The organism is Bulleidia sp. zg-1006 (assembly GCF_016812035.1).
Classification (GTDB): domain Bacteria; phylum Bacillota_I; class Bacilli_A; order Erysipelotrichales; family Erysipelotrichaceae; genus Bulleidia.
This window is the reverse complement of record NZ_CP069178.1, coordinates 337,652-363,157: the sequence shown is the minus strand read 5'-3', so window position 1 is coordinate 363,157 and position 25,506 is coordinate 337,652. Positions and strand designations below refer to the sequence as shown.

Annotated in this window: 26 protein-coding genes and 1 tRNA gene; 7 read left to right on the top strand and 20 right to left on the bottom strand. The window is 35.4% G+C overall.

Features of this window, described 5'->3' with window-relative positions; all coding sequences use genetic code 11:
* Positions 1-43: 43 nt before the first annotated feature.
* From JOS54_RS01910 to JOS54_RS01900, 3 genes are read right to left on the bottom strand one after another with little or no spacing between them, the layout of a single operon-like run.
* Positions 44-1,408 (bottom strand): aminopeptidase, encoded by a 1,365-nt coding sequence (locus tag JOS54_RS01910; RefSeq protein WP_203245389.1) that lies wholly within the window; start codon positions 1,406-1,408, stop codon positions 44-46.
* Positions 1,405-2,649, bottom strand: a complete 1,245-nt coding sequence (gene hflX / locus JOS54_RS01905) for a GTPase HflX (protein ID WP_203245388.1) — start codon at positions 2,647-2,649, stop codon at positions 1,405-1,407. Before hflX ends, JOS54_RS01910 begins: the two co-directional genes overlap by 4 nt.
* Positions 2,646-3,383, bottom strand: coding sequence for a hypothetical protein (locus JOS54_RS01900; protein ID WP_203245387.1), 738 nt, complete (start codon positions 3,381-3,383; stop codon positions 2,646-2,648). Before JOS54_RS01900 ends, hflX begins: the two co-directional genes overlap by 4 nt.
* 187 nt (positions 3,384-3,570) lie before the next feature.
* Here JOS54_RS01900 and JOS54_RS01895 point away from each other — a divergent pair, with 187 nt between their 5' ends.
* Positions 3,571-4,047, top strand: a complete 477-nt coding sequence (locus JOS54_RS01895) for a nucleoside 2-deoxyribosyltransferase (RefSeq protein ID WP_203245386.1) — start codon at positions 3,571-3,573, stop codon at positions 4,045-4,047.
* Here the strand turns inward: JOS54_RS01895 and JOS54_RS01890 are convergent.
* The 3 genes from JOS54_RS01890 to JOS54_RS01880 are packed head-to-tail and all read right to left on the bottom strand — an operon-like array spanning position 4,037 to position 6,155.
* Positions 4,037-4,708 carry a YitT family protein gene (locus JOS54_RS01890; protein WP_203245385.1) on the bottom strand — a complete coding sequence of 224 codons (672 nt, stop codon included), beginning with the start codon at positions 4,706-4,708 and terminating at the stop codon, positions 4,037-4,039. The two genes, JOS54_RS01895 and JOS54_RS01890, sit on opposite strands and share 11 nt — an antisense overlap.
* The gene (locus JOS54_RS01885) at positions 4,693-5,373 is read right to left on the bottom strand and encodes a hypothetical protein (RefSeq protein WP_203245384.1); all 681 of its coding nucleotides are present in this window, start codon (positions 5,371-5,373) and stop codon (positions 4,693-4,695) included. The genes JOS54_RS01890 and JOS54_RS01885 overlap by 16 nt, the downstream gene beginning before the upstream one ends.
* A gap of 2 nt (positions 5,374-5,375) precedes the next feature.
* Entirely contained in the window at positions 5,376-6,155 is a 780-nt protein-coding gene (locus tag JOS54_RS01880) for an enhanced serine sensitivity protein SseB C-terminal domain-containing protein (protein ID WP_203245383.1), read from the bottom strand.
* 208 nt (positions 6,156-6,363) lie between these two features.
* Between JOS54_RS01880 and JOS54_RS01875 the strand changes: the two genes are divergently transcribed.
* The 4 genes from JOS54_RS01875 to JOS54_RS01860 all read left to right on the top strand — a co-directional run bounded on the left by JOS54_RS01875 (position 6,364) and on the right by JOS54_RS01860 (position 11,882).
* A complete protein-coding gene (locus JOS54_RS01875) occupies positions 6,364-7,767 on the top strand; it encodes an ISNCY family transposase (protein WP_203245382.1) in 1,404 nt (467 codons plus the stop codon).
* A gap of 182 nt (positions 7,768-7,949) precedes the next feature.
* Positions 7,950-9,149: a S1C family serine protease gene (locus JOS54_RS01870; protein WP_203245381.1), complete on the top strand. Its 1,200-nt coding sequence runs from the start codon at positions 7,950-7,952 to the stop codon at positions 9,147-9,149.
* A 77-nt stretch (positions 9,150-9,226) separates the two neighbouring features.
* Entirely contained in the window at positions 9,227-10,579 is a 1,353-nt protein-coding gene (locus tag JOS54_RS01865) for an FtsW/RodA/SpoVE family cell cycle protein (RefSeq protein WP_203245380.1), read from the top strand.
* Complete coding sequence (locus JOS54_RS01860) at positions 10,557-11,882, top strand: penicillin-binding transpeptidase domain-containing protein (RefSeq protein ID WP_203245379.1); 1,326 nt, start codon at positions 10,557-10,559, stop codon at positions 11,880-11,882. Before JOS54_RS01865 ends, JOS54_RS01860 begins: the two co-directional genes overlap by 23 nt.
* Positions 11,883-11,968: 86 nt before the next feature.
* Here JOS54_RS01860 and JOS54_RS01855 read toward each other — a convergent pair whose 3' ends face one another.
* The 7 genes from JOS54_RS01855 to JOS54_RS01825 all read right to left on the bottom strand — a co-directional run bounded on the left by JOS54_RS01855 (position 11,969) and on the right by JOS54_RS01825 (position 19,988).
* Complete coding sequence (locus JOS54_RS01855) at positions 11,969-13,249, bottom strand: AraC family transcriptional regulator (protein ID WP_203245378.1); 1,281 nt, start codon at positions 13,247-13,249, stop codon at positions 11,969-11,971.
* A gap of 60 nt (positions 13,250-13,309) precedes the next feature.
* Positions 13,310-14,767 (bottom strand): YfcC family protein, encoded by a 1,458-nt coding sequence (locus tag JOS54_RS01850; RefSeq protein WP_203245377.1) that lies wholly within the window; start codon positions 14,765-14,767, stop codon positions 13,310-13,312.
* Between the two features lie 40 nt (positions 14,768-14,807).
* The gene (gene arcC / locus JOS54_RS01845; RefSeq protein WP_203245376.1) at positions 14,808-15,749 is read right to left on the bottom strand and encodes a carbamate kinase; all 942 of its coding nucleotides are present in this window, start codon (positions 15,747-15,749) and stop codon (positions 14,808-14,810) included.
* A gap of 1 nt (position 15,750) precedes the next feature.
* The gene (gene argF / locus JOS54_RS01840) at positions 15,751-16,743 is read right to left on the bottom strand and encodes an ornithine carbamoyltransferase (protein WP_203245375.1); all 993 of its coding nucleotides are present in this window, start codon (positions 16,741-16,743) and stop codon (positions 15,751-15,753) included.
* A 38-nt stretch (positions 16,744-16,781) separates the two neighbouring features.
* Positions 16,782-18,011, bottom strand: coding sequence for an arginine deiminase (gene arcA, locus JOS54_RS01835; protein WP_203245374.1), 1,230 nt, complete (start codon positions 18,009-18,011; stop codon positions 16,782-16,784).
* A gap of 164 nt (positions 18,012-18,175) precedes the next feature.
* Positions 18,176-19,834: an arginine--tRNA ligase gene (argS, locus tag JOS54_RS01830; RefSeq protein WP_203245373.1), complete on the bottom strand. Its 1,659-nt coding sequence runs from the start codon at positions 19,832-19,834 to the stop codon at positions 18,176-18,178.
* Positions 19,835-19,914: 80 nt separating this feature from the next.
* Positions 19,915-19,988: transfer RNA gene (locus JOS54_RS01825), tRNA-Arg, on the bottom strand.
* Between the two features lie 208 nt (positions 19,989-20,196).
* Here JOS54_RS01825 and guaC point away from each other — a divergent pair.
* Together guaC and JOS54_RS01815 are read left to right on the top strand one after the other, a co-directional pair.
* Positions 20,197-21,183, top strand: coding sequence for a GMP reductase (guaC, locus tag JOS54_RS01820; protein WP_203245372.1), 987 nt, complete (start codon positions 20,197-20,199; stop codon positions 21,181-21,183).
* Positions 21,184-21,199: 16 nt separating this feature from the next.
* Positions 21,200-21,694, top strand: a complete 495-nt coding sequence (locus JOS54_RS01815; protein ID WP_203245371.1) for a phosphatase PAP2 family protein — start codon at positions 21,200-21,202, stop codon at positions 21,692-21,694.
* Between the two features lie 320 nt (positions 21,695-22,014).
* On the opposite strand, the gene JOS54_RS01810 is transcribed toward JOS54_RS01815, so the two are convergent.
* From JOS54_RS01810 to JOS54_RS01780, 7 genes are all read right to left on the bottom strand, one after another.
* On the bottom strand, positions 22,015-22,236 hold the full coding sequence (locus JOS54_RS01810) for a DUF3784 domain-containing protein (RefSeq protein WP_203245370.1): 222 nt from the start codon (positions 22,234-22,236) through the stop codon (positions 22,015-22,017).
* A 25-nt stretch (positions 22,237-22,261) separates the two neighbouring features.
* The gene (locus JOS54_RS01805; RefSeq protein ID WP_203245369.1) at positions 22,262-22,630 is read right to left on the bottom strand and encodes a DUF3021 family protein; all 369 of its coding nucleotides are present in this window, start codon (positions 22,628-22,630) and stop codon (positions 22,262-22,264) included.
* 340 nt (positions 22,631-22,970) lie between these two features.
* Complete coding sequence (locus tag JOS54_RS01800) at positions 22,971-23,210, bottom strand: hypothetical protein (protein ID WP_203245368.1); 240 nt, start codon at positions 23,208-23,210, stop codon at positions 22,971-22,973.
* A 23-nt stretch (positions 23,211-23,233) separates the two neighbouring features.
* Positions 23,234-23,662 (bottom strand): zinc-binding dehydrogenase, encoded by a 429-nt coding sequence (locus JOS54_RS01795; protein ID WP_238928362.1) that lies wholly within the window; start codon positions 23,660-23,662, stop codon positions 23,234-23,236.
* Between the two features lie 26 nt (positions 23,663-23,688).
* Positions 23,689-24,153, bottom strand: coding sequence for a hypothetical protein (locus tag JOS54_RS01790; RefSeq protein WP_203245367.1), 465 nt, complete (start codon positions 24,151-24,153; stop codon positions 23,689-23,691).
* Complete coding sequence (locus JOS54_RS01785; RefSeq protein ID WP_203245366.1) at positions 24,137-24,790, bottom strand: HEAT repeat domain-containing protein; 654 nt, start codon at positions 24,788-24,790, stop codon at positions 24,137-24,139. The genes JOS54_RS01790 and JOS54_RS01785 overlap by 17 nt, the downstream gene beginning before the upstream one ends.
* 6 nt (positions 24,791-24,796) lie before the next feature.
* The gene (locus JOS54_RS01780; protein WP_203245365.1) at positions 24,797-25,321 is read right to left on the bottom strand and encodes a PadR family transcriptional regulator; all 525 of its coding nucleotides are present in this window, start codon (positions 25,319-25,321) and stop codon (positions 24,797-24,799) included.
* Positions 25,322-25,506: the final 185 nt, after the last annotated feature.

The window sequence follows — 25,506 nt, the reverse complement described above, 5'->3', positions numbered from 1 at the left end:
CCATCCTTTTTGCAAAAAGCCTTGCTTGAAAGCAAGACCTATCTTATTGCATGTCCTTTAAAAACACAAAGTAAGCCCGATAAGCCTCGTAAACATCCACCTTAGAAACCACTTCATCTGGAGCATGCATATTTTGTACCGCAATACCGGCATCAATCACATCCATATTCTTTTGCGCTAAGATATAGGCAATTGTATTTCCACCGCCCACATCAACAGCTCCTAATTCAGCTGTCTGGAAAACAACTTCATTTTCATCCATAACTTTGCGAATTTTGGCTAGAAATTCTGCACTAGCATCATTCGCACCGGATTTACCACTAGCCCCTGTATATTTATTAAAACAAACACCTTTACCTAAATAAGCCGAGTTTCTCGCCTCGAAGGCATCCGCATAGTTGGAATCATAGCCGGCTGATACATCGATGGACAACATATAGCTACTCTCGTACAAATCATACAAATCCGTTATCTTGTTGAAACCCTTTTTCTCAAGAATGCGAACCATCACATGTTCAAAGAAATCTGAATGAGCACCCGTTGCCCCAACTGAGCCAATTTCTTCCTTATCCGTTAAGATTAAAACTGAAGTTCTCTTTGGTATTTTGATTTCATTGATGGCACGAATAGAGGTATAAGCACAAACCTTATCATCATGACCATAGCCCAAAATCATCGAACGATCCAAACCATAATCACGTGCTTCACCTGCCGGTACTACTTCAATTTCAGCACTTAAGAAATCCTCTTCATCAATGCCATATTGCTCTTGAAGTAAGTCTAGCAAGAAGGCTTTAACCGGTTCTTCCTCTACCTCTTTCTTTGGACGACTGGCAATAGTTAAATCTAACTTTTCTCCTTCAATGACGGTAGCTCCTGTTTTTTGCAGTTGTTTCTGAGCTAAGTGAATCAATAAATCTGATATACCAACCACCGGATCACCTGGTTTATCTCCAATATTAATATCGATTACTGTACCATCTTTCTTAGCCACAACGCCCACTAAAGCAAGTGGACGAGCCACCCATTGGTACTTCTTAATCCCACCATAATAATGCGTATCGAAGAAGGCAATACCATCTTTTTCATATAGTGGCTTTTGTTTTAAATCCATACGTGGTGAATCGATGTGGGCTCCTAAAATGTTAACACCCTTATTCATTGCTTCCTCACCTATAACAAGCATCATAATGTTCTTTTTACGATTAATCACATAAACCCGATCGCCAGCTTTTAATTCTTGAAAAGAATCAAGTGGCTTAAAGCCATTTTCCAAAGCAAAAGCTTCTGTGTTTGTCACAAAGGTTCTTTCTGTTTTCGATTTAGTTAAAAACTGACGATAATCTTCATTAAAGGCCATCACAGCTTTTACATCTGTTTCTTCTAATTTATCCCAAACCGTTTTCATTTTGCAGCATCCTTTCTTTTTATTTCGTAATGTCTTAATGGTTTTAAATAGTCCCCATCCCCCGCAACATCGATTACCAATCCTTCCTCTTCTTGACTGATAATTTGCAAATGAACTAAGGACGATAACTGATCGAATAAAGCCATTTTATCATAGGGCAATAAACAAGTAAATTGAACATTCTTCGGATATAAAAGACGAATTAATTGATCTAATAATTCCTTGATTCCTGCTTGCGTATGAGAAGAAACCCATAAGCCCTCTTCTTGCTGTGCCATTAAATCTTTTTTGGTACGAACTAGTAAATGATGCTTGGGATGAGCTCCTATTTTCTTTAAAGACAATTTCGTCGCTTCTTCTTTGACAAAAGCCAACGGATCACTACCATCCACCACATGAATTAATATATCTGCTTGCTTGGCTGATTCTAAGGTGCTATAAAAGGCATCTACCAATGGTTTTGGCAAGTCAGACACAAAACCAACAGTATCGTATAAATAAAACGCAAAGCCTTTGTATTCAACAAGACGAACCGAAGTATCCAATGTTTCAAAAACGCGATCACGCACAACAACGGGTTTCCCATTTTGTTTGGTATAAGCCAATATTGCATTTAATAAAGAACTCTTACCGGCATTGGTATAGCCCACTAAAGCCACTCTGGGATACAGTGTCTTCGCTCTTCTTTTTTCATCTTGTTGGCGTTGTTTCTCCACCAGCTTTAATTCTTCTTGTAGAACATGCTTACGATGCGCATACTTACGAACAATCATTTCTGATCGCTGTTCTCCAGAACCACGAGTAATCACTCCCCCACCCCTTTGTCGGTCACTTTCTTGTTCTAAAGAAGCTAGTTCTTTTGGTAAGGCATAGGATAAGCGGGCTAACTCAGTTTGAATTTTCGCTTGTTTACTACGTGCTCTTTGGGCAAAAATATCCAAAATAACAGCGGTTCTATCTAAAACTTCTACTTCTAATTCTTCACTAAGCCGCTTAGAAGCGGATACCGATATTTCATGGTAAAACACAATGGTAACAATTTCATCAGCTTGTATCAGTTTTTTTAATTCCATTATTTTTCCTGAACGGAACACCGTCTTAGAATCTCGTGATTGTAATTTTTGAATAAAGGTTTGAACCACCTCATAATTACATGCCTCACACAAAGAAACACATTCTTGAATGATTTCCTGATCATTGTTCCCTTTTCTTTCCACCCCTACTACATAGCAACGTTTCATTTTCGGTACACCACTTTCCCAGCTTTAATCGTACATAAGACTTCTTTCTTTTTGTTAATAAGCATACAATCTGCGACATCTCCAACCCGAACATTCTTCTCCACTTCTTTTTGTTGAAATGGTTCTATGGTGATATTTAATTCTTTAAATGATTGGCTTTGTTTAGAAGATAAATCGTAGTTTGAAATAACCTTTGTTCCTAAAGGGTTATTCTCATACAAGCTTCCTTTTAATACTTCTAAAGCCAAATCCACCTGATTTTCTAAATAAATATGAATCGGCATATTGTAGCGATTAGACACTTTGCAATATTCCAACAATTCTTCTTTTACGCTCTTTTCATCCACCACTAATTTCAAAGCAGAAATATGAAAGGAAGCTAAGGATTCTCCAAAGCTATGACCATTTTCTAAAAATCGTTCATACTCTTTCAACTCTTGTATATGAACATCCTCATACACATCCAAACTTAATTTTCTTTCATAAGCCAAATTCATCAACATTCTAAAAACTTGCTCATAATTTTCTTTAAAGTCAAAGAAATCATCACTAATAACGGAAGTAATTCCTTTTTCATAGGCTAATTCTTGACCTTTTAGTAGCCATTGCCTTATTTCATCAAAGCTTCCTTTTTCTTGACTAACTTTACCCGAATGAAGATAACCTATTTTTGCAAGAGAAAAGAATTGTTTTTGTTTGGATTGGTAGATAAAAGCTTCCTTTCCGTCATACACTTCTTCCCCTTTTAAATCTTTCCCTATTTCTTTAATAAAACCATCTTTGAAAGCAATATCTACTTTTTTTCATTACTGATTACATTTTTTATAATTTGATACATAAAAGCTCCTTGCTTTTATTGTACTCTAGTTTTGACAGAAAGCCTTATTCTTGTTAGTTTGATTTGGAAAGGAATAATAACTTATGAAAATTTATTTTGCGTCCCCTTTATTTTCCGAAATGGAACAGTTGTATAATGCCCAACTTGCTCAACAAATTCGTCAAAAATATCCTGATATTGAAATGTACGTCCCTCAAGAACAAGCAGATATCAATGATAAAAAAGCTTATGCAGACTCAAAAGCAATCGCAATGACAGATACAAAGCATTTATTAGAAAGCCAATTGGTTATTGCTATTTTAGATGGTTCTATTATTGATGTTGGCGTCGCAACGGAAATTGGTGTTGCCTATCAAGCAGGTATCCCTATTCTTGCTTTATATTCTGATTCACGTCAACAAGGTGCTACCAATCCACAAAAATTAGTCGCTTTGCAAGAAATTGCAGAATCACAATTTAGCTACATCAATTTATACACCGTCGGCTTGATTAAGCTAAATGGTGAAGTGGTTAATACTTCCAAGAAATTGGTGGAAAGAATTGCTCACTTCATTCATTAGCTGTATTTTGCTCATAAATCCATTTATGTAAAATTGGCTTTAAATACTTCACACCATAATCCACCAAAGGACTAAATAAGAACATCAATATAACGGTCCCTTCTCGCAAAGAAAGTGGAATGTGGAAGAAATACCAAATCACAAAAACCGAAGAAAAAAAGAATACATCCACCACAAAACGAACAGAAGAAAAGCGAAGATGATATTTCTTGGCAATAACCATACATGTGGATTCCATCGCTAAACTAATCATTCCTGAAGCAACCACTAATGAAATCCCAAAAATATCTGCCAACACAAAGAAGATAAACCATACCAATTTCAAGGCATAAACATCTGGCACAATCTGGTCAAAGATATGGTAATAGAAAAGATTAACCACCACACCAATCACAATCGATACGAATATCTGTAACAAATACAATGGCTTATATTTTCTTCTTAATAGAATCATTTGAACAAGAACACAAATCAAATTGATAACAGTCGCTATCGTTCCTACTTCAATATGGCTTAAGAGACTAATTGACATTGAAAAAGCATCGTAAGCTGAGTTACCTAAGCCTGCTTTCATAATACCTGCCCCACCAATGCTTAAAATAATAACACCGACGGTTTCGACCAAAAGGTGTTTCCAAAAATGTTTTATTTGGATTTCCATACAATCCTCGACGAAAAATATTGTTCCCGAAAGGCAATGTCTTTTAAAATTTCTTCTTTCTGAATGACTTCACCAATACGACCAACCACTAAGGTTGCCACATCACTACGTTCATGATAAATAACTGCCACAACAACACCAAAAAAAGTATCTTTGTCTTCTTTATCACCAATCACATAGGCATCGATTGGCTCTTCCATACTTTGTGCATCATAGATATAGCCCATTGGTACTCGATAAATCGTATCTTCCAAATAAGGATGTACCATTCCTGCCGGTTGATCAATTTGAACTGTTACTTGTTTACCCAACCAGGTATTCGCCAAAGGGTATTCTAAAAAATCATATTCATCTTCATCTTGAACACTTTCAAAACCAAAGTCGATGTAGAATTGTTTCTCATCATCAAGGGCTCTTTTGATAAGCTTGCCATGACCTTTTTTAGCTTCATAATCAACCAGTGCTTGCAATAAAGATTTCTTATCTGCTCCTTCTAACAAAACAATTTCACCATTCCGGCTTAAAGCAGCCATTCCTTTTTGATTATCAAAAGAAAGCCATTCAAACTCATCAAAGTTTTCTAATAAGCGATTTCGAACCATTTCAAAAGAAATATATTCTTCTAAATACGGTTTTAATTCATTCACTGTTAAAATCTTCTTCATGCTTAAAAACCTAAAGAGCGATCAAAGAAAGGAACACTTTCTTGAATGATTTCATCTTTTAATTGTTGGTTAAAGAATACAGCCTCACATGGTATCTTCTTGGAAAATTCAAAAGCTTTTACACAGAATTCTTTTAATAAATCTTCTTTTTGTTCATTAACATCTAGGATGAAATAAAAGGAAACTTGATTATTCTCCAATTTTTGTTTCAACCAGACACGCTGAATGGTTTTTCTTTGGTTCGACCAATCATACATTTGGTTGACCAATTGAGTTGGATAAATAGTTGGCTCCACAATTTGAACAGAGCTAGCCGTTGGCTCAACAGGGTGAATTAATTGATGAATTAAGGCTGCTGGAGCCACCATGTTGTCCACCCCCGGATTGATAATAATGCCAATTGCTTTTGTGTTTGAATCTGATAATAAAGCATCGTATTGCTTTAATGTCTGAACTACCATTTTTGGTAGTGGCTCATTGGTTTGAGTCAATTGAAACTGACCAGCTCTTTCTAAATCAGTAAAAGCCGGAAAAAAAGTCTTACCATCATTGGTGTTAATTAAATAAAAATTAATGAGGTCTGACTTTACGCTTGGAATATGGTTCTTTGTTAAAGCAACTTCAAATTTTGTTGGTGCTAATAATTGTGCTTTTTCCAAGGCTTGTATGAATTGTAGCTGTCTTTCTGGGCTGGAACCTAATTTTAATTCCTCCATTGCCTTGCGTAATTCAGGATTTTTAACTGGTTTCAAGTTTGGATTTTTAATTGATTTTTTAGACATAAATCCCTCTTTTCTCACTATTAAGTGTATTGAAAATAAGCCCTTTTAACAAGCATTAAATTTTCTAAAAACTCAGGCATATGAATGTTCAGTGATAATGTCTTAATAGATGTTCAGTGAAAATGTCCCGATTATTGATTAAAGATAGTGAGGCATTGTTTTACATCTCTTTCTCCATTTTATTATTTTCCAGTCATTGGAGGAACAAATGAAGAGGATACGATTATCTATGAAAGAACAAGAAAAATATTTGACAATCAAAGATTTAATTGACCATCACGGCAATAAGAAACGAGCAGCTTTAAAACTCGGTGTTTCTATTCGTACAATCAATCGTTTAATTATTGTCTATCGGAATAAAGGAAAAGCCGGTTTCGTTCACGGAAACAGAAACCGACCATCTGCTCATTGCCTCACACAAGAATTAAGCTCTCACATCATACATCTTTATCAATCGATTTATCAAGATGCGGGCTTTAATTTTTCTCATTTTACCCAATTCTTAAGTGAAAAACATGATATCCATGTCAGTCTTTCTTCGGTTAGAAGAATTTTAAATGAAGTAGGTATCTTCTCCCCTAATGAACACCGCTGTTCAAAAAAGAAAAGAAGTATCATGTCTTTAAAACAAACGAAACCGACTCTCACAGATACGGAACTAAATGTGGCTGTCAATCATGAATTAAGTTTACAACTAGCTCATCCAAGAAAAGCTCGATGTAAGAATTTTGGGGAAGAAATACAAATGGATGGCTCTATTCATAATTGGTTTGGGGAAAATAAGGCAACACTACATCTAGCGATTGATAATGCCACAGGCGTGATTGTAGGTGCTTATTTTGACAAGCAAGAAACACTTCACGGCTATTATCACTGTTTTCACCAAATCCTTTCTAACTATGGCATACCCTATCAATTTCTTACCGATAGACGAACTGTTTTTGAGTATGAAAGACGCACGAATAAATCGGCTGAAAATGATGTCTTAACGCAATTCGGTTATGCCTGTAACACTCTTGGCGTTACCATTGAAACTTCCAGTGTTAGCCAATACAAGGGGCAAATAGAAAGAGCGAATAGAACCTTTCAAGACCGCTTAGTTAGTGAGTTAAAAATGGAGAATATAACAACCATAGAAAAAGCCGACCAATATCTTATTGAAACCTTCGTACCTAATTTTAATAGGCGTTTTGCTCAAGATTATACGAAATACCCTTCGGTAATAGAAAGTAGTCCCGGCGAAGAGACAATCAATCTAACATTATCAGTTATATGCGAAAGAAAATTCGATAATGGCTCCTGTATAAGCTATAAAAACAAATATTACCAAGCCTATAATCAAAATAATCAATTAATCGCCTTTAAGCCTAAGACAAAAGCCTTAGTCATTAAAACCCTAAACAATACCCTATACGTAACGGTAGATGATCGTGTGTATGCTCTATTTGAATTAGAAAAGAACAAGAAAGTCTCTGCAAATTTTGACACTAATGACACAAAAGAAAAAAAGCCGAAACAGGTACATATACCGCCAATGAGTCATCCTTGGAAAAGAGATTCATTTATTCGTCAGCAACAAAGAGCACATCAACACAAGCAATTTACACGATGATAGTAAGCTTTAAAATAGCGAGAAATCTCTAATCAAGATTCCCCGCTTATATTACAAATTTTTTGGGACATTTTCACTGAACATTGACAGCATTAAATTTTCTAAAAACTCAGGCAAATTTCACTTAAACTTCACAAATTGGTACTAGTATAATAGACATAGAAACAATAAGGAGGTCTTATATGTCCGAATTTCATTCTGAAGAAAATAAAGTAGAAGATGTTTCTACGATTGAAAATCATTCAAAACCAGAGAAGAAACCTGGTTTCGTCTTAAAAATCAATAAAACATTTTTAACCCTAGTTTTATCCGCTGTTGTTGGTGGAACGAGCGGTTATGTGTTTAGTCAAGGTTCAAGAAAATCGGCAATTGTCTACCAATCCGCTTCCGAATCTCCATCCAAAACAACTTCAGTTCAAAGTGGTCAAGGCTTGACGATTAGTCAAGCCAGTAAGAAAGCCGCCGCTTCCGTAGTTGAAATTGTAACGCAATCAAAAGGAAAGACCTATGGTTTCTTAGGTGGAAACTACACGTCCAATTCGGCTGGATCAGGCGTTATCATTTCTAAGGATGGTTATATTTTAACCAATTACCATGTGATTAAAAACGCGACTTCCATCCGTATCAAAACTAGCGATGGCAAGCATTATAACGCTAAAGTCATTGGTGCTGATGCGAAGAGTGATATTGCGGTTTTAAAAGTTGACGCAAAAAACTTAACTCCAGCCACTTTGGGTGATTCCTCTAAAATTAGTATTGGTGATACCGCTATTGTCATTGGTAATCCCCTTGGAACTCTTGGTGGTACAGTTACCGATGGTATTATTTCTGCCACTTCACGTGAGATGGTCATCAATAATGAAGCCATGGATTTAATCCAGACAAACGCATCGATTAACTCCGGTAACTCTGGTGGCGGCTTATTTGATGGTAATGGCAATTTAATTGGTATCGTAAATGCAAAAGATTCGGGAACAACTAGCTCTGGTGCAACGATTGAGGGCTTAGGTTTCGCTATCCCTATCAATAAAGCTATGGAAGTCGCCAATGAATTGATTAAGAATGGTAAAATTACCACCCGAGCGACGATTGGTGTTTATCTTCAAGACCTAAGCACAAGTGAAAACAATGGTGCTCCTAGTATCTATGTTAGTCAAGTCATAAATGGTTCAGGTGCTGAAAAAGCAGGTATTCAAAGAGGTGACCGTTTGGTGAAAGCAGACGGAGTTCAACTTAGTAAATATTCCGACTTAGCAAAAATCATGAAAAATAAAAAAGTTGGTGAAAAAATCAAGCTTACCATTGAGCGCAATGGTGAACAAAAAGAAATCGATGTGACTTTAACCCAAGTCATCGACACAAATCAATCGCAACATAAATAGGAGAAATGATTTCTCCTATTTTCATTCTTGACCAATCATTAAAAAACATAGAATGAATTTCGTGCTATAGTACATATATGAAAGAAAATTCCTATCGTTATATTATTTTGGCCATGTTACTAGAGATTGCGATGGCTATTCTTCTTTGGTTTAAAGATAGTGGGGTTGCCTTACAATTCTTTTGGCAATTACTTCCTATCTTTCTCATCACTTTATTTCTAGGAACATTTATTTATAATCGCTTAGGTGATTTAAAACTCTTTTTAGCCATTTGTGTTCTATCTACCATTGGGCTAGCCTTTCAGATGTATGCAGATAAAGTATATCCAATTGTCGGTCATTACTCGCTTTGGAAATTTTGGCTTGGGATTGTGGTTGGTGTTTTCTTTACCCTACTATATAAGTACATTTATAAGATTAGCTATTGGAAATATTCCCCTTATCTTTTTTTCTTATTCTCAATGACCTTCTATGTAATACTTCGATTTAAAGGTTTTGATCCAAATGGTTATGGAACAACGGCTTGGTTAAAAGTAGGTGTTCTAACGCTTCAGTTAACCGATGGTATTAAAATCCTTTCACTTTTCTTTTATAGCTCTTTATTGGTTGAAAAATGGAATCGTTCCAACAAAGTTATCTTAATTATTTCAAGCACCTATCTAGGTATGAATTTAATTGGCTCTATGATGATTCATGAACTAGGTTCTTTCTATATTTTGGTTTTCTTACATTTAGCTTGCTTGTTTATTTATTTACCACATGATTCTTACAAGCGAAAATATTTATTTACTTTAGTAGGAATTTTGGCTTTATCCATTCTTCTTTTCTTAGGTTTATATCAAGTTCTAAAACCAATAACTACACAAGGTCAACTAAATTCCATCACGAAAATACTTTGGCCAATTGCTAAGAAAATTCATTCTCGTTTCTCAATTGCGACAAACTTGCAAAGTGATCCTTATGGGGCTGGTTATCAATTGTTCCAAGGTCAAAAAGCATTACTTATGGCTGGCTGGTTTGGCAATACCATTGGTTTTAATCAAATTCCAGTCGTTGAAAGCGATATGGCTTTTGTGGGTTTAGTGAATTGCTTTGGGTATAGTGTTGGCTTGCTTGTTCTTTTATTATTTGGTTTTATTCTTCGTCGAGGATCGCGCATATCTCAGCGCTTATTGTCGATATCCATTCAAAAATCCATCTTTTCTTATGGATTAACGATGTTAGTATTCTTGCAAGCATTCCTAACGATTTTAGGGTCTTGTAATATTATTCCCTTGGCTGGATTACCAATTCCTTTCTTATCAAGAGGCGGTACTTACCAAATGATTGTCTTTTCTTTAATGGGTGTTTTATTACTACATTCTTTATATGGTGTGGAAGATATGGAAGAAGAAAGTGAGGTAGAAAATGATGAACTCGAAAGCGAATAAAAGAATTGGCATTACGATGATTATACTTCTTTTGGCGCTTGTTATCTTAATTATTCACTTTTCTTATTCCTTCTTGTATCTACCAAGTCACAACGCTCAAAAGATACGAGAAAAAAGAATGTATAGTTTTCAATCCCTCCCCAAATCTGCACAAGAAGGCAATTATTACGATACCAATGGGCATCTTCTTATGGAGCATGGAAAAGCTAATTCATCAGAAGCTTATAGTATGGCTTGGTTATTGGGCTATTATGCTAGTGATAACAACCATGAATACAAAATGGGTTTAAGAGGCAATTTAGTTGATTATAGTTACCTGCATTTAAACAAACAAAAAGTAGGTGCTTCTACTTTCTTAACCATTGATTCTAATCTTCAAAACCTAGCTTATGAATTATTACATAATCAAGAAGGAAGTATTACCGTATTAGATGCTAAAACAGGAGCGATTCGAGCCCTAGCTTCTCATTCTACCTTTGATTTTAATATCAATGATTTATCTACTTTAACCAAACAAACAGCTAAAAATTCTCAATTTACCAGAGGGCTTTTTGAAAAAGATCCACCTGGTTCTACTTTTAAAATTATTACCTCTATTTCCGCTTTGGAACAAGAAAACATTCCTAATCTAAATTTTAAAGATACCGGCTCTTATCTTTCTAAGGATGGTGGCACAAAGATTGTCAATTTTGAGAATAAGGCTTATGGAAATGTCGGTTTGGAAAAGGCTTTAAATCATTCCATCAATACTTATTTTGCTCATCTTGGGGAAGAATTAGGTCCTACTGCTTTAGAAAAAACAGCCCAAAAATTTCTAATCGGTCAAGATATTCCAATTCCCTATTTAAGTACACTTCATTCTAAATTGGATGTTCAAGGAGCTAATGAGTTAGCTGCTACAGCTTATGGTCAAGGGAAAACACAAATCACTCCTGTTCATTTAGCCCTAATTGCTCAAAGCTTAGCGAATAAGGGGATTATGAAAGAAGCGTATATTGTTGAAAGTATTCAAAGTGATCAAAATATTCTCTACAAACATCAAGAAAAAGATTTATCAAAAGTAACGGAAAGTGCCGTGATTGAAAAGTTAAATCCTTACCTAAGAAGTACAGCTAAGTTATATGGTTTAAAAGGAGAGGTTTATGCGAAAACAGGAACAGCGGAATTGCCAGATAAAACGACACATATTTACCTATTAGCTTATACAAAAGATTATGGAATATGTTTATCTCTTAATCATAAAAACCAAAGCAATCGCTTAATCCCTTTAGCTAATCGTTTACTTCAATATTTACAAAAATAAGAAGCCTGCATTCTGTACCGACCAAAAAAGTTAGAGCAAAATTCTAACGATTGGAGGTCACCTCATTCTACAAGCTCTTTTTCTGTTCAGTTCTGTGATTTAAGTTCTTTTCCATCTCTTAGCTGTAAACAAATAGTCTTTCGATAAACCGATGGTGACATACCAATGATTTCATTGAAGTGAATGTTAAAGGTTTTTACATTGGAATAACCAACATCTAAAGCGACATCAAGGATAGTTTCTTCATCCATTAAGATGAGTTCACAAGCCTTGTGAATGCGAACTTTATGCAATAATTGGTCTAACTTATTTTCAACAAAGAAAGTCATTGCAGTATTCAGTTGCTTTTCGGAAACCCCAAATTTAGAAGCCATGCGACTAATCGTTAGGCTAGGATCATTATAGTGATTATAAATATACTCTGCCACTTGAAAAGCTAATTCCTGATTGGATTGCGACTCTCCTTTAGACAGGCTTTGGTATTGTTTACGAAAGGCAATTGGATTGATTCCCATCGTTTGAACAAAATGCTTAGAAACATGAGAAGCATCCACATAGCCCATCAAATGAGCAATCTCATCCAAGTTCATATCCGTATACAACAAAATTGATTTTAACTTATCCATTTGAATACGCTCAATCAATTCCCCAAAAGTTAAACCCGTTAAATCATGAATCGTTTTAATAATCTTACTCTCTGATAAATAGAAAATTGTTGAAAGCTTCTCCAAGGTTAATTTATCAAAGGAATGGGCATACATATAACTTAGAATATGTTGTGTATCTTTCACATTTCGATTTTGTCTTGTATTTCCTACATCAGAGCTATACCGCCGATATAAAACAACCAATTCAATTAATTTATTCAAAATATAAATTTGACGCAATGGTTTTTCTTGATTGCTTAATTCCTCATAACTTGATGTTAATTCGACACGTAAAATTCCATAAACGGATTGAATAGCGGATAATTCAATATCATTTAATATAACCACCGGGTTTTGATGAATATGAGTTAATAAATCGGCTTTATCTTGATTTGAACCGCTCAATCCTTTAATTGTTTGCGATAGTCGCCGGTAATCATAAGATATGATTTCCATGGATAACGGTTCATTCACTTCAACAATATCCGTAATACTGTAGGGCGATATAGCAATTAAGCATGGTGCCTTGAGTGGAAAACCTTGACCATCCACAAGAATAGTCCCTTCTCCTTTTTCAATCAATAAAAATCTAGCTCTTTGGTGCATAATTGCCCTAGTTGGCTTTTCAATAAAGTCTGTAAAAAATTCAGCTAATGGTAAAACAGGATTTCGAATTTGGCTTTCATCCTGCAAAATAGCCATTCCAGTTGTTGATTTCATCACCGTTATTGTAGCATAAAAAAAGAAGGATTTCCTATGAAATCCTTCTCGAAAGGGGGCTTATAAGAGCAACATTGCGGCAGTAATAACAACACCGCTGACAACTGCAATTACGACAACTGTCTTCCAAGACCACTTAACCCAAGTAGCGTATGGAACACTAGCTAATGCCAAACCACCCATAATTGCTCCAGAAGTAGGAGTAATTAAGTTAATAACACCATTCGCTGCAACTTCAGCCATGATAGTCGCTTCAACAGAGAAGCCCATTGCTTTCGCAATTGGAGGTACGATTGGTGAAGAAATACCCGCCATACCAGAGCTAGATGGAACTAAGAATGATAATCCTAAGTGTAATAGATAATCTAACGAACCAAAGATACCACCACTAACCTTAGCTGCTTGCATAGCTTTAACAGAAGCTTGTACTAAGTAAGGACCAACACCTGTCTTGCTCATGATAACAGAAGAAGCACGAGCTAGTGCAATAACCAAGTTAACGGAAATCATATCACCTACACCTGATAAGAAGATAGAAGATAATTTACTACGATCTTCAATACCGATGAAACCAATAATGAAGCCCATTAATGTAAACCAAACAGCGGCATCCTTGAAATACCAGGCACCTAATTGCTCACCTGTTAAGAACTTTGACCATTCCATTGCTTTGTAAACAGAATCATTTAAGTCACCCCAAGGGATAAAACCGAAAATCATAACAACGAATGTAAGAGCAAATACCCATAAAACAGCCTTTTGACGACCTGTTAATCTTTCATCACTAGTTTCTTTACCGGCGTTGTACTTAGCTTCAAATTCTGCTAATTCTTCACCGGTGAAAATAGATTTACCTTTATCTGCTTTAACTTTATTAGCATACTTGATAACTGTAAATGTAGCGATTAAGTAAGTAACGATAACAAGAACTAGACCAATCATGATAATCTTGGACATATCCGCTTCAGCACCAGCCGCTTTAGCAGCGTCAACCGCTACTGTAACAGCGAATGGGTTGACAGTTGAACCTAAGCAACCAACACCTGCACCTAATAAGACTGTCGCAACACCGACCATTGGATCCATTCCGGCAGCTAACATTGTCGAAGCTAATAATACGTAGAAACCAACCGTTTCTTCACACATACCATAAGTTGTACCACCTAATGCAAACACAGCCATTAAGATAGCAATCATGACATTTTCCTTACCATGTAACTTACGAACTAAAGCACGAATACCTGTTTCCAAAGCACCAGTTGCTGTAACTAAAGCTAAGAATCCACCTAAGCAGAATACGAAACCGATGACTTCACCAGCATCTAAGAAACCTTCAATTGGTGCTTTTACTAATTGACCAACTGTAGCGTGTTGAACCACCATTTCAACAGTTTTACCAGCTTCACCTTGACCTACATAAGGTTTTCCGTTAAAAATCCAAGAAATCGCATACACGAATAATAATACGATTAACAAAATACTAAACGTACCTAATGAACGTTTTTTCTTTGTACTCATAATTTTTTCTCCTATAAAAATATTTTAAACTTATGATAATTTATTTTTTGATAATTGTTCCCGTTTCACCACGTAAAGCTTCTTTCGCTTTTTCTAGGGAAGTGATTAAGGCTGTTCCACCAAAAACATTGTCCTTTACATAACCCATGCAAGCTTCAACCTTTGGCAGCATAGAACCCTTAGCAAATTGACCATCTGCGATATGCTTTTCAGCTTCTTCTAAAGTCAATTCAGATAAAGCTTCTTGATTTGGTTTATTAAAGTTAATGCATACCTTTTCAACAGCTGTCAAGATAACTAAAGAATCAGCCCCTAAATCTAAAGCTAATTTAGCACTGGAACGATCCTTATCAATAACTGCCGCAACACCTTCGTAACCAACTTCCTTCTTGATAACAGGAATACCGCCACCACCACAAGCAATAACGATATGACCTTGTTCCACTAAAGATTTAATGACATCCAATTCAACGATTTTAACCGGAATTGGTGAAGGAACAACGCGACGGTAGCCACGTCCAGCATCTTCTACAAATGTATAACCCTTTTCAGCCACAATCTTATCAGCTTCTTCCTTTGAATAGAAACTACCGATCGGCTTTGTCGGATTCTTAAATCCGGAATCATTCTTATCCACTTCAACTTGGGTAACGACAGTCGCTACCTTTTGAACCATCTTGCGACTTTCCAGTTCACCTTCGATGGCTTGTTGTAAGTGATAACCAATGTATCCTTGTGACATAGCACCACATTCAGGGAATGGCATACTAGGTGTACCAGCACCATTGTTTGCGGAATATTCCATCGCTAAGTTAATAACCCCAACTTGAGGTCCATTACCATGCGCAACAATGACTTGATAACCATCTGCAACTAAATCAACAATGGATTTAGCCGTATTCTTCACAAGCCCTAATTGTTCTTCAGGGGTGTTGCCGAGGGCGTTGCCGCCCAAGGCAATAACAATCTTTTTGCCACCCATATTACTTCAATGTAGCATACATAACTGCTTTAATTGTATGCATTCTATTTTCCGCTTCATCAAATTGACGAGCTTGTGTACCTAAGAATACGTCATCTGTTACTTCCATAGCTTCTAAGCCAAACTTTTGGTAAATATCTTCACCAACCGTTGTGTTTCTATCATGGAAAGAAGGTAAGCAATGTAAGAAGATAGAAGTTTTCTTAGCCACTTCCATAACATCTTTATTCACTTGGTAAGGAAGTAATAATTCAATTCTCTTAGCCCAAAGTTCAGCTGGTTCACCCATGGATACCCAGATATCTGTATAAAGCACATCAGCGTCTTTAGCACCTTCTTTAACATCTTGTGTGAATTGTAATTCAGCACCTGTTTCTTTAGCAATTTCTTGGCACTTAGCAATCAATTCATCACTAGGCATTAATTCCTTAGGTCCACAAGCACAGAACTTCATACCCAACTTAGCACAAACAATCATTAAAGAGTTCGCTACGTTGTTACGAGCATCACCAAAGAATGTTAACTTACGACCCCGAACATCACCAAATTCTTCTTTTACTGTTAAGATATCAGCTAACATTTGGGTTGGGTGATAAAGGTCTGTTAAACCATTCCATACAGGAACACCAGCATACTTAGCTAAATCTTCAACTACTTCTTGCTTAAATCCACGGTATTCAATACCATCAAACATACGACCTAAAACCTTAGCGGTATCTTCTAAAGATTCTTTCTTACCCATTTGCGAAGAACCAGAATCTAAGAAGGTTACACCCATACCTAAGTCACGAGCACCTACTTCGAAGGCACAACGAGTTCTTGTCGATGTCTTTTCGAATAATAGAACAATTTGCTTGTCACTTAAGAGCTTGTGTTCAACGCCATTTGCTTTCATTCTCTTGAATTCAGCAGACAAGTTCAATAAATAGTTAATTTCTTCTGGAGTGTAATCCAAAAGTGTTAGAAAGCTTCTTCCTCTTACGTTAATTCCCATAAATCTTTAAAATCCCTCTTTCTTTATTTTTGACTTAATTAGTCTTCACGAACTAATGGCATGGACATACATCTTGGTCCACCACGGCCTACACACAAGTTCGATGCTTCTAATTCTAACACATCGAATCCATTTTTCTTCAAGTATTCGTTTGTTACGTAGTTTCTCTTATAAACAACAATCTTACCCGGAGCGATTGTTAATGTGTTGGAACCGTCATTCCATTGTTCACGTTCAGCAGCTAATAAATCGCCACCACCACAAGGGAATAAACGAACCTTTTCTAAGCCCATGAACTTAGCTAAGATTTCCTCTAACTTACCAGTATGTTCTTCAATATGAACATCGTGATTTTCACGGTCAGCTGTAATAGCAAACACTTGTAATGTTCCCATGATACCTGGGTGAATTGTAAAGGCATCCTTGTCGATTTGTGTAAACACAGTGTCTAAGTGCATGAATGCACGACTTACTGGAATGTTGAAAGCCAAAATTGTTTCAATTGTGTTGCCTTCATTTTCGTAGAACATCTTCATTGCTAATTGTTGAATAGCATCTGGTTGGGTTCTTTGAGACATACCAATGAATAATAATTTTTCATTAACATTTAAGACGTCACCACCTTCAATGTGGAATGGGTTCTTACGACCATATAAGTCGGGAACATTTCCAGCATATTCTGGATGGAAACGGAAGATATAGTCCGCATAAATTGTTTCACGGTTACGTGTAACAGAGTACATTCTGTTAATAACAGCACCATTACCTACAGAAGCGAATGGATCACGTGTGAAGTAAAGGTTAGGCATTGGATTGACTAATAGGTAAGAATCCGAAGAAATACGGTCTACTAAGTAATTAGTCTTAATGTCACCTAATTCATCAAAACGAACACCAGACATTGTCTTCAATACTAAGTCTTTATTATTTGTAAACTTACCATAGAAATCTTTTAAAATCTTGTGGTATGCAGGTGTATGAATACCTGCTTCTTCGATAAATTGATCCAAGAATTGTTCTTTGATTTCCGGATGTGCATCTAATGTTTCTGCCATCAAATCTTCAAGATAAACAACCTCTACGCCGTTATCTCTTAAGATGTTCGCAAAGCGATCATGTTCTACTTGAGCTTCCTTTAAATCAGGAATATCATCAAACAACAACTCGCCTAATGTATCAGGAGTAAGATTTAATAATTCCTCTCCTGGCCGGTGCAAAAGCACTGTTTTTAATGGAGCAATTTCGCTCCTAACTCTAATACCTTTCATTTTTTCCTCCTTGCTGATTTAATCAGAAATGTAATCGGTATCATTTCTACTTATCATTATCTATCATTAAAAAAATAAAGTAGGAAAAAAAGTTATTTCATTTTTGTATATTCTAATAAAAAGGCTATATTAAAAAGCGATACATTTTGTACCGCTTTTCCAACTTACATTTGTTCTAAAGCTTCAACACCAATTAGTGCAAAGGCATTCTTTAAGGTAATCTTAAGAGCCATCAACAAACCAATACGTTGGATGGTCAATTCTGGATCATCAATGTTATTAACCTTAGCGCTACCGTAATAGCTATGGTAGTTCTTCGCTAGATCCATGATGTATTCTGTCACTTTATTTGGCTTACGCAAACGAGCCGCGTCCGCTACTAATTTAGGGAATTCAGCCATTAGCTTCATCAAATAAAGCTCCTTTTCATCTGTTAAACGAGTAAAATCATTTGTTGGTTTGAATTCAGGCAAGTCTTCTTTTCTTAAGATAGAACTCATACGTGTGTACGCATATTGGCAATAATACACTGGGTTATTATTGTCTTTCTTACGGGCTAAATTGAAATCAAAGTCCATGTGTGAAGCCACATCCTTAGATACAAAGAACCAACGAGCCGCATCAACACCAACATCTTCACAAAGTTCACGCAAAGTAATCGCATTACCAGTACGTTTTGACATCTTCACTTCTTGACCATCTTCGACCATACGTACCATTTGAATGATATCCACATCCAATGTACCCTCCGGATAACCAAGCGCCTTTAACGCCAACTTCATACGCGTCACATAAGAATGGTGATCAGCACCCCAAAGATCAACTAATTTTTCATAACCACGCTCTACTTTATAAACATGGTTAGCAATATCTGGTGTTAAGTAAGATAAAGTGCCATCGCTCTTTCTTAAGACACGATCCTTATCATCACCATATTCAGTCGCCTTAAACCATAAAGCCCCATCTTTTTCGTAAGTAAGACCCATCTTATCCATCTTCTCTAAAACCGCATTAATTCTTTCCATGTTATTTTCATAGAAGAATGTTTCCGGCATCCAAGATTGAAAATGAACACGATAAAGTTTAAGATCTCTTTCCATCTTCTCTAATTCTTTTTTCTTACCTGTTAATTTGAAATGTTCCAAACGTTCTTTAGGATCAGCGTTTAACCACTTATCTCCTTCTTCAGCTAAGATTTCTTTAGCAATGTTCTTTACATCTTCCGCATGGTAACCATCTTCCGGCAAAGGATATTCCTTACCCAATAATTCAAAATAACGGGCAATTAGGCTTTCTCCTAACATATCAATTTGATGACCAGCATCATTAATATAGAATTCTCTTAAGCAGTTATAACCGGACTTTTCTAATAGGTTTGAAATACAATCACCCCAAGCCGCATTACGTGCATGACCACAATGTAAATCACCTGTCGGGTTAGCGGATACCCATTCGACTAAGATATTTTGACCAACACCGGATGTGTTTTCACCGTATTTATCACCAGCTTTTAAAACTGTATTAATAACTTCTGATAACACTTCTTTTTTAATTCTAAAATTAATAAAACCGGGTTTTACCGCTTCAATTGAGGACGCTTCTGATAAGGTATTTTTTAAATCATTTACTAATTCTTCCGCAATCACAATTGGAGCCTTATGTAACACTTTCGCAAGACGCATAGCTGCGTTGGTTGAATAATCTCCCATGGAACGATCACGGGGTTCTTCCACCATCAATAAACCAGCCTCTGTCTGGATTTGGAAGACATTGTTGACACTCTTTTCAAGAGCTTTAATAATTGTTTCTTGTATTTGGCTCATTCTAAAACACTCCTTTTATAGATACCCTATCATTCTACTGTAAACATAAGAAAAAAGGAAGATTTCTCTTCCTTATTTAGCGCGCCGAGCAGGAGTCGAACCCGCAACCTTTTGATTCGTAGTCAAATACTCTATCCAGTTGAGCTATCGGCGCATGACTCTCTAACTAATATTATACAAATGTTTTTTAAAATGGCTAGAACTTTTTTTGCTATTTTATAAAAAATAATATAAATCTTGTAAATTTTTCATTTTTTGCAAAGAAATCTTCTCCTTCCCCTACGTCCTTAAGACCTTTCCTTTCAATCCATGTTATATTAGACGAGGATACTTTTTACTCCCCTATGAAAAGAGGGCTTTTTATGGATAATTTTTCTGTTTTTGATTATGAGGATATTCAGCTTATTCCAAATAAGTGCATTGTTAAGTCACGCTCTGAATGTAATCCAAATGTTACTTTTGGCAAATATCATTTTAAATTACCCGTGGTTCCAGCAAATATGCAGACAGTGGTGGACGAAGCTTTATCTGAAGAATTAGCGAGGAAAGGCTATTTCTATGTGATGCACCGTTTTCAACCAGAAAGACGATTAGCTTTTATTCAACATATGAAGGCACAAGGTTTAATTTCTTCTATTAGTGTCGGCGTTAAACAAAGTGAATTTGATTTCATTGAAGAATTAAAAGTACAGGGTTTACAACCAGACTATATCACAATTGATATTGCCCACGGTCATTCCAACTCAGTGGTAGATATGATTCATCATATTAAGAATAATCTACCGAATAGCTTTGTGATTGCCGGTAATGTTGGTACTCCAGAGGGCGTTCGTGAATTAGAGAATGCTGGTGCTGATGCCACAAAAGTCGGTATTGGTCCAGGCAAAGTTTGTATTACAAAATTAAAGACCGGTTTTGGAACAGGTGGTTGGCAATTAGCGGCTCTTCGTTGGTGCTCTAAAGCGGCGCGCAAACCAATTATTGCGGATGGCGGCATTCGTACCAATGGTGATATCGCAAAGTCTATTCGTTTTGGGGCTTCTATGGTAATGATTGGATCTTTATTCGCTGGTCACGAGGAATCACCTGGTGAAATTGTGATGCAAGGCGGGCAAAAAATGAAAGAATATTTTGGTTCTGCTTCGGAATACCAAAAAGGTGTTCATAAAAATGTAGAAGGGAAAAAAATGTTAGTGGCTTGTAAGGGGTCTATCTTTGATACTTTGCAAGAGATGGAACAGGATCTTCAATCTTCGATTTCCTATGCTGGCGGTCGTGATTTAAACGCTATTCGTCATGTAGATTATGTGATTGTTAAAAATTCAATTTTTAATGGCGACCGTTTTTAGTCTATAATTAGTTGTTATGGAACTGAAAATATTGCGCTTCTTACAAGATTTATTTCCAAATCCTTTTTGGATTCATTTGAACCAAGGTATGTCCTTTCTTGGCGATGGTGGTCTTATTTGGTTTATAACAATGATTGTTCTTTGGTTTATTCCAGAATATCATTATTTGTCAAAATTGATGTTAGTTACCATTGCTATTCAGGCTTTAGTAGTAAACGTTATGTTGAAACCATTATTTAAACGAACTAGACCTTTTTACAGTGAAAGGAATCGTTTATTGCTAAAAAAAGAGCCTAAGGATTCTTCTTTTCCATCGGCTCATAGTAGTTCTTCTTTCGCTATGGCTGGTTTAATGGTTTTTACAAAGTTTCCTTATTGGCCTATCTATCTAGTGATTGCTTGCGGGATTGCTCTTAGTCGATTGGTATTATTTGCACATTGGTTGAGTGATGTGATTGTGGGAATTATCATTGGCTTATTGATTGCCTATATTATGGTTTATTATTTCTAGGGTTCTAAGAACCCTTTTTTTGATATGTTTTTTACAAAAAACTCCCTAAATATAAAGCATTTAACTAAGCCTTGGATATTTCTACCCTCGCACTTGCTGTCAAAAATTTTAGCCTCACATTTCTTTCTAATCTAATTGTATTCATAAAACGCATACTAGAACCCGCAAAAAAAGAAAAGCCCTTAAAATCTATATTATGTGTCATTACAATTTATCTTTTGAGAAAATCCGTCCATTTACCCGTCCACTTCCTTATTATAAAAAATAAGTGCAGATGTTTCATTGACATCTACACTTATATAGTACGAAACCGGAATTTGTTATTTAGTAATCATCACACAAATCCCAATTACAACAAGGATAATTCCAATGATAAACTCCGCTAATCCAACCTTTTTAGCATAGGATTCTGTCTTTCTTCCAGATTTATAATCTTCTTCAAAACCATTAATCAAATTATATTTTTCTTTAAAATAAATGAAATAGCCCAATGTGGTAAGGACAACTCCTATTAATATCAATATTACCTTTAGTAAAGTCATTAAAATCACCTCTATAAATTCTTATCTATTTATCTAATATCTTCCCAAAAATAAAGTAGGCAACACTCCACAATACAATTCCAACTAACAAAAACATTCCAAATACTTTAAGATAATCCAAAGCGCTATTTAATTCATACCAACCGCTTATTAATAAGCATGGAAATACCGTCAGGAACATAATTATAAAGTGAACAATTGATTGCTTGAGTAAAGACCATTTTTCAATTTCATATATGACAGAAGCCGCAGTTATCGAAGTTGCGATAATCCCAACTAAAAATGTACCCTTAACTTGAAAAGTATCTATTCCTTGATATTTCATGATTATTGATAGTGTCGTCATTATGATTAATGGGATAATTCCCCTGATTATTGCTTTTTTTATTAACATTTTTCACCCCATCAGATTCTATTTTGCATATTGTATCATTTTTAAGCTCTTTTTTCTACTGTCGGATTCCCTGCTATTTAAAAATCATTTATGGAGATACATATGAAAATGATAGAAAGTATAAATGTAAAAACTTGAAACTATAGTTATATTCAATTATATTCATCTTAATTCTTAGCCCGATATATAGGATATCATATAGTGCATATTTTTCGGAATTGAAAAATATATATATCTCGTACTTCAAATCTTCCGCTTAATCCTTTACTCATGGCTGTCTGGTGAAAATGTGATAATGCTATTCCGATATCTAAACGTTTAATTTTTTTCACATCATCATTTAGGTTGTTCTTATAGTTCCATATGTTCCAAGTTGCACGTTTTTTGCGCCGGTATCTTTGCTGATATACTGTACCTTAACATCTATACCAAAAGGATTAGTCAAAGTTTTATTAAAATCCATCAGATTATTTTTATCTTCATCCGATAATGACCTTGCTTTAAAACTTCTGGTACTAACACGCTTTTCTATGGCTTTTTCAACATCAATTGGCAATTGATTTACTTCTTTAAATTCCATCTATATTTCTTCCCCTCTCTGATTTATTCTCTTTCCATAACAATAACCGTCTTACCCTTAGAGTGTCCATTGGCTACCTTATCTAAAGCCTTATTCACTTCTTCAAACGGATAAACAGTATCAATGGATGGTTTTATTTTAAGATTATCAAATATATCCGCCACTTCTTGTAGTTGTTTGCCATTTGATTCTACAAAAATAAAATCATACGTAACACCGTATTTTTCTGCTAACTTATCGAACTTACGCCCTGCAATACCTAATATAATTTGCTTCCACTTAGGCAACTTCATTCTTTTTGCAAAAGCCCCATTTGGCATGGCTCTTAAAGATACTAATTTTCCTCCCCTTTTTAAAATGCTCATCTGCTTTTTTGTTTCATTTCCTCCAAGCGTATCTAAGACATAATCGACATTGGATAGAACCTTTTCCCTAAATACAAATTTTATCACTAATCACAACTTCATTTACTTTACTTTTAATACATCTCAATCTTCCCCTTATACTTATTTGCTTTGTCTATTAAACTTCCCCTTGCCCCCATTGTAAAAGTAATATCACTGCTACGAATAGACAAGAGCCTATCTCCGACTTTTATTTCCAAGTCTTTCATTAACGTAGTTGAGAGATAAATGGAATTATCTTTTAGTGCAAGCCAGCCATATTTTCTTCCTTTGTAGGAAATTAACACGCCCTCTCTTAAACTTCTATCTGCTAAACTTGGATTTTCTTCTAATATATTTTTAAGTTTTGAATGAGAAAGTAAGGGTTCTGTCATTACACAAAATCCCCCTGTCTGCTTGCTACCGGAAATAATATAAATATAGGTTTCTTCTTGTAAATTATATTCTTTTACCGCCATTGTTGGAAATGTGAGTTCTCCATTTTCTCCTATCTTCGACCAACCAAAAATATATTTTCCGCCTTTAGTCATCTGTGGCATTGTCTTCACTCTCCTTTAATGCTCTTTTTGTAATTCGTATTGCACCGGCACTATGAATACGAACAACAGGGTTTGTATCGTTATCTGCAAACCATTGTAGTTTTTCTAAATAAGGCTTTACATACTGCGTTTTTCTTTTTCCCATTACTCGAAACATTTCTGGAGCTTCTATCCGCACTCTCTCCCCTTTGTCCTGTATCATTTCATAAAATAATTCCAGTTTTTCACAAAACAGTTCCGGAGCATTTGTTGCAATATTTTCACAAGCCCAAAGGAATGCGAGTCTTACTTCATCTACATTATCTTTTCTCATTTCCATTATTTTGTCTAAATATGGAACAATCAAATCCTTATCAGCTCTGCCTATTCTTCCAAGTGCATTTACTGAACGCTCTCTTAATTTAGGGCAATCATCATGTAAGTAACTTGCAATATCTGCAACATATTTTTTTACTTTTAGATGATAATTTAATCCCATTTCTCCAAGAAGCCATAAGACCTTTGCTTTCACATCATCAGAATGATTTTCATTCAAGTAAATAGAAACTTCATCAATAGTTGTTTTCCAATTCTCCTTATTTTTCGTTATCTCTCTTAATTTCTTTAGTAGCCCTCTATCTTCGCCTATATTTACCAATTCAAATTACTCCTCAAAATACAGTTTTCTAAAATCACTTATCCAATCGTTTAATGCTTCTGATAGCAATGCTTGTTGATTTAAGATAGATTTGGCGCAAACAGGAATATCTTCTCTTTCCATCTCTAACTTCCTTACTGCATTTTTGTACTTCTCAATCTCTGTTTCAATATTGCCTATAATCTCTTTACTTTCATTTTTTGATAACATTGCCATATTGATAATAACTGCATTAAAGTCTAAAAATACATTGACCATTTGAGCAGATATTTTCTTCATCAATTCTAAAAAATATTTATCTCCACTTTCCGTAATGTGATAAATCAACTTCTCAGGCATATTTCCATCTCTTGATAAATTGCCTTTTATATAGCCTTTTTCTTCCAACTGAATTACTTTTTTATAAATTGATGGAGTGCTGACTTTAACCCATTTAGAAATATTTCTGTACTCAACATTTTTTTGTAAGTCATAAGCACTTTGTTCTTTTTCCTTAATCATTCCTAAAACGATTAAATCTATTGTTGACATATTATTATTCCCCTAAACTAAAAACTACTATAAACTATATCACTATATTTTATAGTAGTCAATTTTTAGGCAGTTACAAAGCAAGCTGATTTTTCTTTTTTGTTTTCCCACTATCCCTATTTCTACATAATCTTACTCTTGTATTTTGAATCTTTATCTATCAAAAGCTTAAAAAAGGACTTCTG

What these genes read in the sequence shown, in the direction of transcription:
- arcA (WP_203245374.1), bottom strand. Translation starts at nt 18,011, where the DNA reads ATGAAAGGTATTAGAGTTAGGAGCGAAATTGCTCCATTAAAAACAGTG.
- argF (WP_203245375.1), bottom strand. Translation starts at nt 16,743, where the DNA reads ATGGGAATTAACGTAAGAGGAAGAAGCTTTCTAACACTTTTGGATTAC.
- hflX (WP_203245388.1), bottom strand. Translation starts at nt 2,649, where the DNA reads ATGAAACGTTGCTATGTAGTAGGGGTGGAAAGAAAAGGGAACAATGAT.
- guaC (WP_203245372.1), top strand. Translation starts at nt 20,197, where the DNA reads ATGGATAATTTTTCTGTTTTTGATTATGAGGATATTCAGCTTATTCCA.
- JOS54_RS01865 (WP_203245380.1), top strand. Translation starts at nt 9,227, where the DNA reads ATGAAAGAAAATTCCTATCGTTATATTATTTTGGCCATGTTACTAGAG.
- JOS54_RS01790 (WP_203245367.1), bottom strand. Translation starts at nt 24,153, where the DNA reads ATGCCACAGATGACTAAAGGCGGAAAATATATTTTTGGTTGGTCGAAG.
- JOS54_RS01910 (WP_203245389.1), bottom strand. Translation starts at nt 1,408, where the DNA reads ATGAAAACGGTTTGGGATAAATTAGAAGAAACAGATGTAAAAGCTGTG.
- arcC (WP_203245376.1), bottom strand. Translation starts at nt 15,749, where the DNA reads ATGGGTGGCAAAAAGATTGTTATTGCCTTGGGCGGCAACGCCCTCGGC.
- JOS54_RS01875 (WP_203245382.1), top strand. Translation starts at nt 6,364, where the DNA reads ATGAAGAGGATACGATTATCTATGAAAGAACAAGAAAAATATTTGACA.
- JOS54_RS01895 (WP_203245386.1), top strand. Translation starts at nt 3,571, where the DNA reads ATGAAAATTTATTTTGCGTCCCCTTTATTTTCCGAAATGGAACAGTTG.
- argS (WP_203245373.1), bottom strand. Translation starts at nt 19,834, where the DNA reads ATGAGCCAAATACAAGAAACAATTATTAAAGCTCTTGAAAAGAGTGTC.
- JOS54_RS01780 (WP_203245365.1), bottom strand. Translation starts at nt 25,321, where the DNA reads ATGTCAACAATAGATTTAATCGTTTTAGGAATGATTAAGGAAAAAGAA.
- JOS54_RS01860 (WP_203245379.1), top strand. Translation starts at nt 10,557, where the DNA reads ATGATGAACTCGAAAGCGAATAAAAGAATTGGCATTACGATGATTATA.
- JOS54_RS01885 (WP_203245384.1), bottom strand. Translation starts at nt 5,373, where the DNA reads ATGAAGAAGATTTTAACAGTGAATGAATTAAAACCGTATTTAGAAGAA.
- JOS54_RS01870 (WP_203245381.1), top strand. Translation starts at nt 7,950, where the DNA reads ATGTCCGAATTTCATTCTGAAGAAAATAAAGTAGAAGATGTTTCTACG.
- JOS54_RS01800 (WP_203245368.1), bottom strand. Translation starts at nt 23,210, where the DNA reads ATGGAATTTAAAGAAGTAAATCAATTGCCAATTGATGTTGAAAAAGCC.
- JOS54_RS01850 (WP_203245377.1), bottom strand. Translation starts at nt 14,767, where the DNA reads ATGAGTACAAAGAAAAAACGTTCATTAGGTACGTTTAGTATTTTGTTA.
- JOS54_RS01805 (WP_203245369.1), bottom strand. Translation starts at nt 22,630, where the DNA reads ATGTTAATAAAAAAAGCAATAATCAGGGGAATTATCCCATTAATCATA.
- JOS54_RS01880 (WP_203245383.1), bottom strand. Translation starts at nt 6,155, where the DNA reads ATGTCTAAAAAATCAATTAAAAATCCAAACTTGAAACCAGTTAAAAAT.
- JOS54_RS01810 (WP_203245370.1), bottom strand. Translation starts at nt 22,236, where the DNA reads ATGACTTTACTAAAGGTAATATTGATATTAATAGGAGTTGTCCTTACC.
- JOS54_RS01855 (WP_203245378.1), bottom strand. Translation starts at nt 13,249, where the DNA reads ATGAAATCAACAACTGGAATGGCTATTTTGCAGGATGAAAGCCAAATT.
- JOS54_RS01890 (WP_203245385.1), bottom strand. Translation starts at nt 4,708, where the DNA reads ATGGAAATCCAAATAAAACATTTTTGGAAACACCTTTTGGTCGAAACC.
- JOS54_RS01815 (WP_203245371.1), top strand. Translation starts at nt 21,200, where the DNA reads ATGGAACTGAAAATATTGCGCTTCTTACAAGATTTATTTCCAAATCCT.